This is a genomic window from Actinoplanes sp. NPDC026670 (genome assembly GCF_040638175.1).
GTDB lineage: Bacteria > Actinomycetota > Actinomycetes > Mycobacteriales > Micromonosporaceae > Actinoplanes.
This window is the reverse complement of record NZ_JBEZXU010000044.1, coordinates 79,302-93,255: the sequence shown is the minus strand read 5'-3', so window position 1 is coordinate 93,255 and position 13,954 is coordinate 79,302. Positions and strand designations below refer to the sequence as shown.

General features: G+C 71.8%; 13 protein-coding genes. 4 read left to right on the top strand and 9 right to left on the bottom strand.

Features of this window, described 5'->3' with window-relative positions:
• From AB0E94_RS34595 to AB0E94_RS34555, 9 genes are all read right to left on the bottom strand, one after another.
• A partial coding sequence (locus AB0E94_RS34595) for a hypothetical protein (RefSeq protein WP_360335234.1) occupies positions 1–193 on the bottom strand: 193 nt, incomplete at its 3' end.
• Between the two features lie 245 nt (positions 194–438).
• Complete coding sequence (locus AB0E94_RS34590) at positions 439–1,449, bottom strand: cobalamin B12-binding domain-containing protein (protein ID WP_360335232.1); 1,011 nt, start codon at positions 1,447–1,449, stop codon at positions 439–441.
• Positions 1,446–2,681 (bottom strand): PP2C family protein-serine/threonine phosphatase, encoded by a 1,236-nt coding sequence (locus AB0E94_RS34585; protein ID WP_360335230.1) that lies wholly within the window; start codon positions 2,679–2,681, stop codon positions 1,446–1,448. The genes AB0E94_RS34590 and AB0E94_RS34585 overlap by 4 nt, the downstream gene beginning before the upstream one ends.
• 60 nt (positions 2,682–2,741) lie before the next feature.
• On the bottom strand, positions 2,742–3,509 hold the full coding sequence (locus tag AB0E94_RS34580) for an ATP-binding protein (protein WP_360335228.1): 768 nt from the start codon (positions 3,507–3,509) through the stop codon (positions 2,742–2,744).
• An 80-nt stretch (positions 3,510–3,589) separates the two neighbouring features.
• The gene (locus AB0E94_RS34575) at positions 3,590–4,999 is read right to left on the bottom strand and encodes an FAD-dependent monooxygenase (protein WP_360335226.1); all 1,410 of its coding nucleotides are present in this window, start codon (positions 4,997–4,999) and stop codon (positions 3,590–3,592) included.
• 52 nt (positions 5,000–5,051) lie between these two features.
• Positions 5,052–5,579 (bottom strand): hypothetical protein, encoded by a 528-nt coding sequence (locus AB0E94_RS34570; protein ID WP_360335225.1) that lies wholly within the window; start codon positions 5,577–5,579, stop codon positions 5,052–5,054.
• Positions 5,580–5,649: 70 nt separating this feature from the next.
• Positions 5,650–6,528: a bile acid:sodium symporter family protein gene (locus tag AB0E94_RS34565; RefSeq protein ID WP_360335223.1), complete on the bottom strand. Its 879-nt coding sequence runs from the start codon at positions 6,526–6,528 to the stop codon at positions 5,650–5,652.
• 64 nt (positions 6,529–6,592) lie between these two features.
• A complete protein-coding gene (locus tag AB0E94_RS34560; RefSeq protein ID WP_360335221.1) occupies positions 6,593–8,215 on the bottom strand; it encodes an alpha/beta hydrolase-fold protein in 1,623 nt (540 codons plus the stop codon).
• 375 nt (positions 8,216–8,590) lie between these two features.
• Positions 8,591–9,328: a GntR family transcriptional regulator gene (locus tag AB0E94_RS34555; RefSeq protein ID WP_360335219.1), complete on the bottom strand. Its 738-nt coding sequence runs from the start codon at positions 9,326–9,328 to the stop codon at positions 8,591–8,593.
• A gap of 154 nt (positions 9,329–9,482) precedes the next feature.
• Between AB0E94_RS34555 and iolC the strand changes: the two genes are divergently transcribed.
• Genes iolC through iolD form a run of 4 tightly spaced genes read left to right on the top strand, consistent with a single transcriptional unit; the run spans position 9,483 to position 13,945 of the window.
• On the top strand, positions 9,483–10,430 hold the full coding sequence (iolC, locus tag AB0E94_RS34550; protein WP_360335217.1) for a 5-dehydro-2-deoxygluconokinase: 948 nt from the start codon (positions 9,483–9,485) through the stop codon (positions 10,428–10,430).
• Positions 10,423–11,319 (top strand): aldolase, encoded by an 897-nt coding sequence (locus AB0E94_RS34545; RefSeq protein ID WP_360335215.1) that lies wholly within the window; start codon positions 10,423–10,425, stop codon positions 11,317–11,319. Before iolC ends, AB0E94_RS34545 begins: the two co-directional genes overlap by 8 nt.
• Entirely contained in the window at positions 11,316–12,083 is a 768-nt protein-coding gene (gene iolB / locus AB0E94_RS34540) for a 5-deoxy-glucuronate isomerase (protein WP_360335213.1), read from the top strand. The genes AB0E94_RS34545 and iolB overlap by 4 nt, the downstream gene beginning before the upstream one ends.
• A complete protein-coding gene (iolD, locus tag AB0E94_RS34535) occupies positions 12,080–13,945 on the top strand; it encodes a 3D-(3,5/4)-trihydroxycyclohexane-1,2-dione acylhydrolase (decyclizing) (RefSeq protein ID WP_360335211.1) in 1,866 nt (621 codons plus the stop codon). The genes iolB and iolD overlap by 4 nt, the downstream gene beginning before the upstream one ends.
• The last annotated feature ends 9 nt before the right edge of the window (positions 13,946–13,954 follow it).

The following is a 13,954-nucleotide window of genomic DNA, read 5'->3' as shown; positions in this document are numbered from 1 at the left end:
AGATAGTGAACCGCCGATGCTTCATCTCTTTCGAGATCACCTCACCACGCCACGCCGCCACCCGCACTCGACCACCCAAAAGTGCGAAAGTCGAGTTCACCCTCGCGCCGATCTTGCAGCCCTTTCCATGTCCCGACGGGAAGAAAGCTGCAAGGTCTTCGCCACGTAGTGGACCTTGCACGACAAACCACACCCAGACATGAAGAACCGTGCAAGATCGCTGCGAAGGTGGAGAACCGTGCAAGATCTGCGAGGCTGGCCGGGGCCGGATCCGCTGCGAGCGTGACAATCCGGCCCGGCGTCCCAGTCGCCTGCGTGACCGGTACGACAGGACGAAGGCCGGCCGAATCATCGCGCGGCAGAGGGATCGACCCCGGAGACGGCGGAATCCTTGAAAAGCCTGTCTCGCCGAGCTTCACGAGATCGCGGGCTGGTTTGCTACGTGTGCTGGAGGGTGGTGCGGCCGGCGGCCAGGATCCGGGTGGTTCGGGGGCGGCCGTCCAGCGTCTTCTGCAGGTGTTCCAGGACCAGGTCGACGCCGGCCACCGGGACCTGCCGGGTGGTCAGGATGCCGGCCAGCCAGGACACGAATTCGGTGAACAGGGTGTCGTCGTCCACGTAGACGGCGGCAGCCAGGAACGCCGCGATGTGGTTCAGGTCGTCGGCTGTCGACTCCCGCTGCGGGACGGTGTAGCCGCGCATCGGCGGGAACCAGCGTTCCAGGATCGACAGCGTGCTCAGCACCAGCTCGGGGGTCTCGGCGGCCAGGCGGGTGTGCTCGTCGTCGGTGAGGTGACCGCCGGCCGGGAGCGTCGGCGGCGGCCAGTTCTCCAGCACGGCGGCGGCCGACACCGCGTCGGCGGCCCACGCGTCGGCGCCGAGGCGGTGGGCCCACCGGCCGGTCGGGCCGAAGCCGCGGCCGCCGACCAGGACCGGCACCCCGGCGTGCCGGGCGGCCAGCACCGAGCGGCGGGCGGACGGCAGCCGGACCGGCAGCGAGATGCTGATCAGCACCGCCGCCGGTTCGTGTTGTTGCAGGTACGACGTCAGGTGCGCGGCCGGGACGCTGGCGCCCAGGAAGGTCACCGGGTAGCCGCGCAGCCGCAGGCACTCGGCGAGCAGCCGGGACGGCAGGGTGTGCCACTCGCCGTCCGCGCAGGCGATCACGAGACGGTCCGGGCGGCGGTCCAGGCGGCCGGTTCCGGCGCAGGACAGGGCGATGCGTTCGCAGATGTAGCTGGCCACGTGTTCGTCGGCGGGGGACAGCGAGTTGCTCGCCCACAGTTCGCCGATCCGGGCCTGGACCGGCGCGATCAGGCGCAGCAGCACGTCCTCCGGGGTGGCGCCGGCGGCGAGGACGCGCTCGGTGAGCCGCATCGCGGCCGGTTCGTCGGCGGCCAGCAGGAACCCCAGCAGGGCTGGGCACTCGGGGTGGGCGGCCGGGTTCATGCCGGGACCGCCCGCAGCACGAGCACCGCGATGTCGTCGTGGTCGGGTTCGGCCAGCCAGTCGACCACCGACTGCTCGATCCGTTCGGCCACCACGGCGGCGGGCATTCCGGCGTACCCGGCGAGGAGTTCGGTGAGGCGTTCCTGGCCGAACATCGCGCCGGCCGGGCCGCGGGCCTCGGTCACCCCGTCGGTGTAGACGACGCACGTCTCGCCGGGCCGGAGCCAGACCACGGCCTCGGCGAACTGCGCGTTGGGGTCGGCGCCGAGCATCATCCCGCCGATGTGCACCGTCTCCACCTCGCCCGAACGGCGGATCACCAGGGGCGGCAGGTGGCCGCCGGCGGCCAGGCGCAGCAGCACCGACCCGTCGGCGGCGGCCCGCACCGAACCGACGACGATCGTGCTGAACTGGGTGTACGTCTCGCCGTTCAGGTCGATGGTGGCGTTGTTGAGCACGGTCAGTATCTCCAGCGGCTCCCCGGTGACCCGGCGCAGGATCCGCAGCGAATGCCGCAGCCGCCCGCCGGCCACCGCCGCGTCGATGCCCTTGCCGCACACGTCGCCGACGACACACAGGGCGCCGCCGTCGGGGAGCGCCTCGACGTGCATGATGTCGCCGCTGATGTGCATCGCCTCGAGGGACGGCCGGTACGCGGTGGCCAGCTCGATCCCGGCGACGTCGGGCAGCGGCGCCGGCCGTAGCGCGGTGCGCAGGGCGTCGGCGACCTGCACCTGATCCCGGTAGAGCAGGGCGGCCGTGACAGCGCGGCCGACCGCCTGGCCGTACTGGACGGCGAGGCCCAGCTCGGCGTCGTCGAAGGGTGCGCGGTCCTGGTCACGTAACAGCACCAGGACAGCCGGGCGGAAATGGTCGCAGGGCAGCCGTACGACCGCGCCGTGCCCATGCTGTTTGCCGCCGTCCGGCAGAGCCCATCCGTCGGAGCCCAGGGCCCGCACCCGGGGCCCGTCGGTGTCGGCGAGGACGATCCGGATCCAGTCCGGAAGGTCGCCCGGCGTGATGTCCGCAGCGCGGACCGGCATCCGTTCCGGCCCGTCGGCCGCGACCCGGGGGTCCCGGGCCCACCAGCGCAGCCGGCGTGGGCCGACCGTGACGACCAGCGCCGCGAGGCCGGCCAGCACGGGCACCGGCAGGCAGACCGCGGCGCGGGCGTTGCGCTGCAGGTTGAGCGACTGCCCGAGCACCCGGTAGGCCGCCATCAGGAAATCCATCCCGGACACGTTGGCTTCCGGGATCCGGTCCGGTACGTCCGCCACGCTGCCCGGCCCGCTCTACTCGTCGTGCGGGGACAGCGCGTAGGTCAGCAGCACGGTGGTGCCGCCCGGCCCGGACTGGATGTCGATGCGTTCGCATACCCGGCGGGCCAGCCACAGCCCGGAGGCGCCGATCCGGCCGGGGCGTGGGCGGTGCCGGGCCACCCGGCGGCGGCGGGGGATGCCGGGCCCCTGGTCGGTCACCCGGAGGAGCAGCCGGTCGGCGAGGCGTTCGACGTCGATGGTGCCGTGCCCACCGCCGTGCACCACCACGTTCGCCATGATCTCGGTCGCGGCGAGCAGCAGCTTGTAGTGATCGAATCCGGACAGGCCGCAGCTGGTGGCGTAGCTGGACAGCCGGTCCCGGATCGCTTTGACGCCCTGGAGATCGAACGGCTCGGAGAAGACCGGCACGACGACAGCGGTGGCCGGGGCGGGCGGCCCGGCGGCCCGGTCGTCCGGTGTGGCGGCCGCCGGCAGGCCGAGCAGGGCGTTCACACCGACCAGGTTGAGGTGCTGGAGGATCTCCGGGCGGGCGTCGCGCACCCGGAACTCGGTGCGGGCCCGGACCGTGAGGCGCCGGATCAGGATGAGCAGCGCCACCCCGGACGAGTCCAGCGCGGTGACCTCGGCCAGGTCGACGTCCACACCGGTGGTGTCGTCGTCCTTCAGAGCCCGCTCGACCTGCGGCAGCACGTCGGCCGGACGGGCCAGCAGCACCGATCCGGTCAGTGTCACGACCACCCGGCCGCCTCCGACTGTTTCGACCCGGACCGGACCGTCCATGTCGATCGCCTCCTCAACCCGACCCCGGGTCACCACGTTGGCCCTGGCGGGACACCCGTGGCGGACGGGTTGTGCGACATTCATCCGATCGGAGCGGCCGGCGTCCTGATCGTCGGGTGCAGGAACCGGTCCGGGCGGGCCACGGTGACGGTCCCGGACCGCCCCGCCAACAGACCGTCCAGGTCGGTGATCGGCAGACAGCCCGGCTCGGGATCGGGGTGGTCCAGGGCAAGCAGCACCGCGTCGTCGGGGATGCCGCTGACCACCCCGCGCGGGTCACAGCCGTGCCCGATGTAGGCCCACCGATATCCGATGACCTGGTCCAGCAGGGTCGGCGGGCCGTCGGCGACCCGTACCGAAGGATTGGGCAGCGCCCGCCGGACGACGGGTGAGCGCTCGCCGGCCCGTTCGATCCCGGGAAGCAGCGCGACCGCCCGTAGCACGGCCCGGGTCAGTCGCATGACGGCACGGTTGCGGCTCTGCACGATCCGGCCGATCCGCAGCGCCAGCGCCGTGGTCTTCCGGACATCGGGCCGGCGCTCCCGCTCGTACCCGTCGAGCGTCGTGCCGTCGCCGCCGAGCCGCCAGGCGAGGGTGACCGCGTCCCGGATGCCCATCCCCAGGCCGGCACCGGCGAACGGCGGCAGGGCGTGCGCGGCGTCCCCGGCCAGCAGCACCCGGCCCGCCCGCCACCGGTCGGCCATCCGGGCGTGGAAGGTGAACACCGTGGCCCGTTCGATCTCCAGTCCCGCCGGGTCGGTCCAGGCGCCGACCATCCCGAGGACGACCTCGTCGGCTGTCATCGTCCGCGGATCCTCGCCGGGGAGCAGCATCCACTCCCACCGCCACCGGCCCGGCTGCGACATCACCACGCACGGTCGCGTCGCATCGGCGACGAAGGCGACGCTCGGTCCGCCCTCGGCTTCGCCGCCTACGGCGTCGACCACCAACCAGGGCTGGGGGTACGTCGTACCGGCGAACCCGATCCCGGCCGCCTCCCGCACGGTGCTCCCGGCGCCGTCGCAGCCCACCAGCCACCGCCCGGCCACCCGCTGCCCGTCGTCGAGCAGGGCGACGGCCTGGTCCGCGTCCTGCTCGACACCCGTGACACTGCGCCCGGCCAGGATCCGCACACATCCGGTGGCGAGGGCGGCAGCTCGCAGTCCGGCTTCGAGTCTCGGCTGGTCGAGACGAACCAGACCGGGATAGCCGTACGCCAGCCCGGTCTGCTCGATCATCAGCAGCGGCCGCTGATCCGCCCCGATCACCCCGTTGCGGGCCACCGGGGTGGCCCACTCGGTCAACGGCCCCAGCCCCGGCACCAGCGCCAGCCCACGAATCGCCTCAGTGTCGAGCACCGCCGCCCGGGGTTTCGGATAGGGCGTCTCCTGCGGCTCGACGACGACGGTGTCCACCCCGCGGCTGCCGAGCAGCGCAGCGAGCAGAGCGCCCACCGGCCCCATCCCGGCGATCACCACAACCGCTCGCATCACCCTGCTCCGATCCCGTCATCGTGTCGCCGCCGACTGTAGGCCCGTGATCTCACCCGGATCGCAGGAGCCCGGCCACCACTGCGGTGATCGGGCGGCCGTCGGCCAAGATCACCCGGTAGCCCAGGTCACGTGCCTGGCCGTCGATCGCCCGTGCGAAGGCCGCATCCCGGCGCATCCACCTGGCGAACGCCTCCTCCGGGCGGTCCAGCCCGGCCAGCAGCTCGTGCGCCCAGGCCCGCCGCCGGTGGTGCCGGAGCTGGAACTCCTCGGTCGGCACGATCCACACGGCCCGCTCCCGCGGCACGCCGATGCCGGCGAGCGACTCGGGCAGCAGCGCGGCGCCTTCGACGACGGTGCCCTCGCCGGCTGCCCGGAGTTCGTCCAGGATCAGCGGGAACTCCTCCCGGTACAGCTGGAACACGTCGTCGACCTGTGTCCGGACCGGCTGGGCCAGTCGCTCGCCGACGCCCATCGTGGTGACCTTGCGCAGCACCGGCCCGGCGTCGGCGTGTCGCTCGAAGGCGTCGTCACAGGAGTACACCGCCACCCCGCGGGCGGCGGCGATCTCCGTGGCCACGGTGCTCTTGCCCGAACAGGGCGACCCGCCGATCCACCACAGACCGTCCAGGGCACACCCCGATCGATGCTCAGGCGCTGCTGGCCGCCGTCGTGCGCTGACGGGTGACAAGGTATCCGAAGGCGGCGGCGGTGAAGAACATGACGATGCCGTAGACGGCGGCCGGGATCGCCATCTCGGTGCTGTTCAGCAGGGCCGGGCTGACCGCCACGGTGATCGCCAGGGTGCTGTTGTGGATGCCGATCTCCATGCCGGCCGCGATCGACTCGCGCTGCCCGACTCCGGCGAGGCGCGGGGCCCCGTACCCGATGATCAGGCTGATGATGTTGAAGACCAGGACCGCAACGCCTACCGCGACCACGTAGTCGGCGATGTTGTCCCATTCCTTCAACAGTGTCCCGGCGATCACCGCGACCAGGACGACCACCGAGAGGATCTTGACCGGGCGGGCGAGCCGTTCGGCGAGCCCCTCGCGCAGCACCCGCACCGCCATCCCGATCGCGACCGGGACCAGCACGATCGCGAAGACCTGGAGCACTTTGTCGAACTGGAGCCCGATCGAGGACCCGTCGGCGAGGAAGTGGCCGGCCGACAGGTTCACGATCACCGGCAGGGTGACCACCGCGAGGACCGAGTTGACCGCGGTCAGGGTCACGTTGAGCGCCACGTGCCCGCCGAACAGGTGGCTGTACAGGTTGGCCGTGGTGCCGCCGGGTGATGCCGCGAGCAGCATCATCCCGACGGCGAGCTCGGGTTTCAGGTCCAGCGCCACGACCAGTCCGAAGCAGATCACCGGCAGCAGCAGCGCCTGGCAGGCGAGGGCGATCAGGGCCGGTTTCGGGAACTGCACGACGCGGCGGAAGTCGGCGACGGTGAGGCCCAGGCCGAGCCCGAGCATGATGATGCCGAGCGCGATCGGCAGCCCGATGGTCGTCAATGGCGAGTCCATGCCGCATTCTGTGCCGCCGCACGGATGCGAGGAATCCTCATTTCGGTCAGGACTGTGACCGCGGTCACTGCCTGGTCGGGTGGGCCGCGAACTGCTCCGCGTGCAGCGCGAACGACCGGTCCAGCTTCGGCATCCAGTACGCGTCGTCGTGCCGCCCCGCGCCCAGCTGATAGTCGTGCCTGACCCCCTTCGCGGCCAGCGCCGTGCTCATCTGCTGCGCCGCCGCCCCGAACCGGTATTCGTCGGAGTCGCCGCCGTCGAAGTAGAACCGGTGCCGGCTCAGGTCGGCCGCCGACATCCCGGCGACCAGCGTCAGCGGGCGCAACCCGGCGTTCGCGGCCTGCTCGGCGGGCGTGCCGACCAGCGGCGGCAGGCTCAGCGCGCCCATGTGGCTGGCGATCGAGCTGAACACCCCCGGGTTGGTCAGCCCGAGCGTGAACGCGCCCTGCCCGCCCATCGACACCCCGCTGATCCCGCGGTGGTCCCGGTCGGCGATCGTCCGGTACGCCCGGTCGACCAGCGGCACGATCTCGTCCACGATCATCGTCCGGTACTTCCCGGCCGACGTGTCCACGTACCAGCCGCTGCCACCGTCCGGGAACACCACGATCGCCTCCACGCCGAGCCCGTCCAGGACGGCGTCGATGTCGCGGGCCTCCCACTCGATGTTGCTGCCGTTGAACCCGTTCAGCATGTACACCACCGGGAACCGCTTCCCGGCCCGGGTGTAGTCCTTCGGCAGGTACACGTTGAACTGCGCGCGCCGCCCCATCGCCGCCGAGGCGTAGTCGTCCCGGAAGAACCTCGACTGGTCACCGAGCTCGACCGGCCGGCGCGGGTCGAGGTGCAGCAGCTCCCGGGTCGGCGGCAGGCCGGTCCACGTGCGGATGGTGTCGACGACGAGGCGGCCGCGGCTGTCCACGTACACCTCCGCCTGCGTGTCGGTCAGGGTGACCGGGCCGGCCTTCAGCAGGTCCCGCAGATCGCCGACCCGCCGGGCGGCGGTGTCGCCCTGGTGGAAGAACCCCTTGTCGAGCGTCGCGGCATAGCCGCGGACGTCTCCGGCGGCGACGGCGCGATGCTGCCGGTCCAGGACGGCACAGACATGAGCCAATTGGGTACGGGTGGCAGCCGACCCGGCCTCACCGGCCAGAGCCCGCAGCCGCGCCTTCGAGTAGAGCCCGACCGGTCCCTGGTAGAAGCCGCCGCCCCCGGTTCCGTCGTAGACCCGGACCGCGATGACGTTGGTGGCGCCCCACTTCAGCAGGCCGTCCGCCGGGTAGTACTCACGCGGCACCTCCCAGGTGGAGTCGAACTCGGGCGGGAAGCCCCCGGTCCGCCCGATCGGCTGCCCGTTGAGGAACGCCTGATCCGCGTCGTCGATCTTGCCGAGCGCCGCGACGACGGCCGAGTCGGTGACCCCGTCCGGTCGCGCCGGCAGCGTGAAGGTCTTGCGATACCAGGCGAATCCGTCGTACGCGCTGAGGTCGGTGTGGGCGCCCCAGTTGTCGGGAACGGTCCAGTCCCGCCAGGCGGTGTCCGCGAAGGCCGGATCCGACCACGTCGGATCGTCACCGGTGGTGAACTTCCAGCCGTCCCCGGCCAGATCCACCCCGAAGTCGACCGACCCGGTGGTGGCGCAGGCGGCCGGTTTGGGTCCGGCGGCCGCCGATGTGGGAACGTTCACAGATCCAAGCGTCAAGAGTAGGGTGCCCAGCAGAGCGCGAGCTTTCAATGACATGGCGTGGCCCCCGAAAGGAACGTGTTCAAACAAGAAACACAGCAGACGCACACTCGCAACATTCGATTGCCCTGTCAACCGGGCCGGAGCCCACCGGCACCCGGTGTCGAATAATGTGCGATTCCCGCGCGCTTGCCGCCCGCGAGCCGTCGCTGGCGGCGGTTATGGGGGCGCCCGTACCGCGGTGAGCGACGGCTGGGGTTGCGGTGACCGTTTCAGGGACCGTGAGCCGTCGCTCACGGCGGTTTCGCGGGCGTCTTTCCCGCCGTGAGCGACGGCTGGCGGGCCTGGCACCGGGCGGCGACCCGCGGCCGGCCCGGGTCAGCGGTTGAAGACGGTCACCTCGATGGCGTAGTGGTCGGCTCGGTACAGGTTGTCGGAGTACTCGACGGTTGCGCCGGTGCTGTCGAACGACGTGCGCTGCATGCTGATCAGCGGCGTGTGCTGCCCGATGTCGAGCAGCCGGGCCTGGGCCGGCGTCGCCGCCTTGGCCGTGATCCGCTGCTTGGCGACGGCCGGCCGCCCGTTCCACTCGGCCATCATCCGGTAGAGGCTGCGGTTGTTGAGCGCCTCGACGGTCAGGTCGGCGAACCGGGGCGGCAGCCAGTTGCGCAGCACCGCGAGCGGCACCCCGTCGGCCAGCCGGAGCCGTTCGCAGTGCACGAGCCGTTCGGTGGCGGGCAACCCCAGCATCCGGGCGGCGTGCCGGTCCACGCAGTCGCGGTCGAAGCGCAGCACGGTGGTCTGCGGCTGCCGCCCGGCCGCCGCGAGGTCGTCGTACAGGCTGGTCAGCGCGACCCGCCGGCGTACCTGCACGTCGGTGACCCGGGTGCCGACGCCGCGTTTGCGGGTGAGCAGCCCTTTGCTGACGAGTTCTTCGATGGCCCGGCGGATGGTGGGCCGGGAGATGTCCAATGTCTCAGCGAGCTCGATCTCGGTGGGCAGGCGTTCACCCGGCACGAGCTCGCCCCGGTCGATGGCCTCTTCGAGGCGCCGGCCGAGCTGGAAGTAGATGGGTACGGGGCTGGTGCGGTCGATCTCGAGAGGTGGCATGGGCATCGGTGGCACCCCCTCAACGGTGACAATCGCGGAAGTTTGTCAGTGCGTTCAGAAGAATGTCAATACAAACTATTGACGTGATCAACATGGCGGCAGAGGCTGCTCACACGTGCGGCGGAAACGTTCGCGACATCTTGCCGTAATCGGAGGTGTGATGCGGGACTTCGAGGTCATAGCCATGGGACGTGTCGGTGTCGACATCTACCCCTTGCAGACCGGAGTGGGCCTGGAGGACGTGACCTCGTTCGGCAAGTTCCTCGGCGGCAGCGCGACCAACGTCGCGGTCGCCGCCGCACGGCACGGGCGCCGCACCGCGGTGATCACCCGGGTCGGCCGGGACCCGTTCGGGAAGTACGTGCACCGCGCGCTCGGCGAGCTGGGTGTCGACGACAGGTTCGTCTCAGCGGTCGACGGCCTGCCGACGCCCGTCACGTTCTGCGAGATCTTCCCGCCGGACGACTTCCCGCTCTACTTCTACCGCCAGCCGACCGCCCCGGACCTGATGATCCAGCCGGGCGAGCTGGACCTGGACGCGATCAGGGACGCCGGCGTCTTCTGGGCCACCGTCACCGGCCTGTCCCAGGATCCCAGCAACTCCGCGCACCACGCCGCCTGGCGGGCCCGCGGCCGCCGCCCGCTGACCGTCCTGGACCTCGACTACCGGCCGATGTTCTGGGACTCGCCGGCCGAGGCGACCGCGGCCGTCCAGGAGGCGCTGCCGCTCGTCAGCGTGGCCGTCGGCAACCTCACCGAGTGCGAGATCGCGGTCGGCGAGACCGACCCGGACGCCGCCGCCGACGCCCTGCTCGCCGCCGGTGTCGAACTCGCCGTGGTGAAGATGGGCCCGGCCGGGGTGCTCGCCAAGACCGCGAAGGAGAGCGTGACGAGACCGCCCACCGAAGTCGACGTGGTCAACGGCCTGGGCGCCGGGGACGGGTTCGGTGGCGCGCTGTGCCACGGCCTGCTCCACGACTGGCCCCTGGACCGGACCATCGCTTTCGCCAACGCGGCCGGCGCCATCGTCGCGAGCCGCCTCGAATGCTCCACCGCCATGCCGACCACGGCCGAGGTGGAGAAGGTAATGGAGGCCGGACGTGTCTGACGACGACTTCGCCGAGCTGCGCGGCCTGCGCGCGACCCGCCCGCAGGCGATCGCCGAGGCCGCCGCCCGCCGGGTGCGCCGCCCGCTGCTGGCCGACCCGGGTGACCGGCTGATGCTGGTCGCCGCCGACCACCCGGCCCGCGGGGCGCTGGGTGTCCGCGGCGACGGCGGCGCGATGGCCGACCGCTACGAGCTGCTGCGCCGGCTGCGGACCGCGCTGCGCCGTCCGGGTGTCGACGGGGTGCTCGGCACCGCCGACGTCCTCGAGGACCTGCTGCTGCTGGGCGAGCTGGACGGCAAGATCGCGATCGGCTCGATGAACCGGGGCGGCCTGCAGGGCGCGGTGTTCGAGTTGGACGACAGGTTCACCGGCTACGACGCGGCGGCGGTGGCCCGGATGCGGTTCGACGGCGGCAAGATGCTGGTCCGGATCGACCCGGACGACCCGGCCAGCGTGCGGACCCTGGAGGCCAGCGCCCGCGCCGTCGACGAGCTCGCCGCGCACGGGCTCCTGGCGATGGTCGAGCCGTTCCTGTCGAAGCGGGGCAGCAGCGGCTCGGTGGTCAACGACCTGAGCACGGCGGCGGTGGCCCGCTCCGTGGCGATCGCCGCGGGACTGGGCGGGACCAGCGCGTACACCTGGCTGAAACTGCCCGTCGTCGAGGACATGGAGGCGGTGATGGCGGCGACGACGATGCCGGCGCTGCTGCTCGGCGGTGATCCGGCGGGCAGCCCGGAGGAGACCTACGCGTCGTGGGGGAAAGCGCTTGCCGTTCCCGGGGTGCGGGGTCTGATGGTGGGCCGGGCGCTGCTGTACCCGCCGGACGGCGACGTGGCGACCGCGGTGGACGCCGCGGTACGGCTGGTCCGGACGGGGGTGGCGGCGTGATCCGGCTGGACGTGACCCCGGAGTCGGCGGGCTGGGGCTACAGCGGCCTGCGGGTCGTGGTGCTCGCCCCGGGCGACGAGTACCAGCAGTCCACCGGCGCCGACGAGGTGGTGGTGGTGCCGCTGAGCGGAGCCGCCACGGTCACCACCGAGACCGACAAGGCGGAGCTGACCGGCCGGGCGAGCGTCTTCGACGGGCCGACCGACGTGGTCTACGTGCCGGTCGAGAGCACGCTGACGTTGCGCAGCACCGACGGCGGCCGGTTCGCGCTGGCCACCGCGCGGGCCACGAAGCGGCTGCCGTTCCGGCACATCCCGGTCGCCGAGCAGCGCATCGAGCTGCGCGGGGCGGGTGTCTGCTCCCGGCAGGTCAACAACTTCGCCACCACCGACGTGCTGGACGCCGACCGGATCATCGCCTGCGAGGTGCTCACCCCCGGCGGCAACTGGTCGTCCTATCCGCCGCACCGGCACGACGACCTGGAGGAGATCTACTACTTCGAGGTGGCCGGGGGCGGTCCCGCCTACCAGCGCGCCGACGGGGTGCAGGAGGTCCGTACCGGCGACGTGGTGTTGATCCCGAACGGCTGGCACGGGCCGTCGATGGCCACGCCCGGCTACCACCTCTACTACCTGAACGTGATGGCCGGGCCGGGCGAGCGGGCCTGGGTGATCGAGGACGAGCCGGAGCACGCCTGGATCCGGGACACGTGGTCCGGCCAGGCGATCGACGAGAGGCTGCCCTTCCAGAAGGAGGACCGATGAGACTCACCGTAGGGCAGGCCGTCGTGCGGTTCCTGGCCGCCCAGCACACCGAACGTGACGGTGTCGAGCACCGGCTGATCGAGGGCTGGTTCGGCATCTTCGGCCACGGCAACGTCGCCGGCCTCGGCCAGGCGCTGCTCGAAGCCGAGCTGACCGACCCGGGCGCGGCGCCCTACCGGCAGGGCCGCAACGAGCAGGGCATGGTCCACGCGGCCGCCGGTTTCGCCCGGATGCGCAACCGGATGTCGACGCTGGCCTGCACCACCTCGATCGGGCCGGGCGCCACCAACATGGTCACCGGCGCCGCCCTGGCCACCGTCAACCGGCTGCCGGTGCTGCTGCTGCCGGGCGACGTGTTCGCCACCCGGGTCGCCAACCCGGTCCTCCAGGAGCTGGAGGACCCGCGCGGGTTCGACGTCAGCGTCAACGACACGCTGCGGCCGGTGTCCCGCTTCTACGACCGGATCTGGCGGGCTCAGCAGCTGCCTTCGGCGCTGCTCGGCGCGATGCGGGTGCTCACCGACCCGGCCGAGACCGGCGCGGTCACCCTGGCGTTGCCGCAGGACGTGCAGGCCGAGGCGTACGACTTCCCGGACCGGCTGTTCCGCAAGCGGATCTGGCACGTGCCGCGGACACTGCCCGAACCCGGCGCCCTGGCCCGCGCGGTCGCGCTGATCAGAAGCGCCGAACGCCCGTTGATCATCGCCGGCGGCGGGGTGATCTATTCGGAGGCGACCGACGCGCTGCGGTCCCTCGCCGAAGCGACCGGCATCCCGGTCGCCGAGACGCAGGCGGGCAAGGGCTCGATGCGGTACGACCACCCGCTCGCCCTCGGAGCGGTGGGCGCCACCGGAACCGTGGCCGCGAACGAGTTCGCCCGCGACGCCGACGTGGTGATCGGCATCGGCACCCGCTGGAGCGACTTCACCACGGCGTCACGCAGCGCGTTCGCCGACCCGTCAGTCCGCTTCGTTAACGTAAACATCGCCTCCTTCGATGCCGCCAAGCACTCGGGTGAGGCGGTGGTGGCCGACGCCCGCGCCGCGATCGAGGCGCTGATCGAGCAGCTGGCCGGATACCGGACCGACTCCGGGTACCAGTCGAGGGCGGCGACCCTGAACAGCGAGTGGGACGCGACCGTGGAACGCGCCTACCACCTGGGCAACCAGCCGCTCCCGGCCCAGACCGAGGTGATCGGCGCCGTCAACGAGGCCGCCGGCCCCCGCGACGTGGTCGTCTGCGCCGCCGGCTCGATGCCCGGTGACCTGCACAAACTGTGGCGCACGCGAGACCCGAAGGGCTACCACGTCGAGTACGGCTTCTCCTGCATGGGCTACGAGATCGCCGGCGGGCTGGGCGTGAAACTGGCCGCCCCGGACCGCGAGGTCTTCGTCATGGTCGGCGACGGCTCCTACCTCATGATGGCGCAGGAGCTCGTCACCGCCGTACAGGAACAGGTGAAGTTGATCGTGGTTCTGGTGCAGAACCACGGTTATGCCTCGATCGGGCGGCTGTCCGCCTCGGTCGGCGCCCAGCGGTTCGGAACCGCCTACCGCTACCGCGACCAGGACGGACGTCTCGGCGGGAGCACGCTGCCGGTGGATCTGGCGACCAACGCGGCAAGCCTCGGCGCGACCGTCTTCCGGGCCGGCACCGCCGACGAGCTGCGGCAGGCGCTGGCCAAGGCGCGGGAGACCGACGGCGTCACGGTCGTGCACGTCGACACCGACCCGATGGTCGACTCGCCGGGCAGCGAGTCCTGGTGGGACGTGCCGGTCGCCGAGACCTCCCGGCTGGAGACGGTCCGGGCGGCCCATGAGCAGTATCTCGACGGCAAGCGCGGACAGCGCGACTACCTGTAGAAGGAGGGG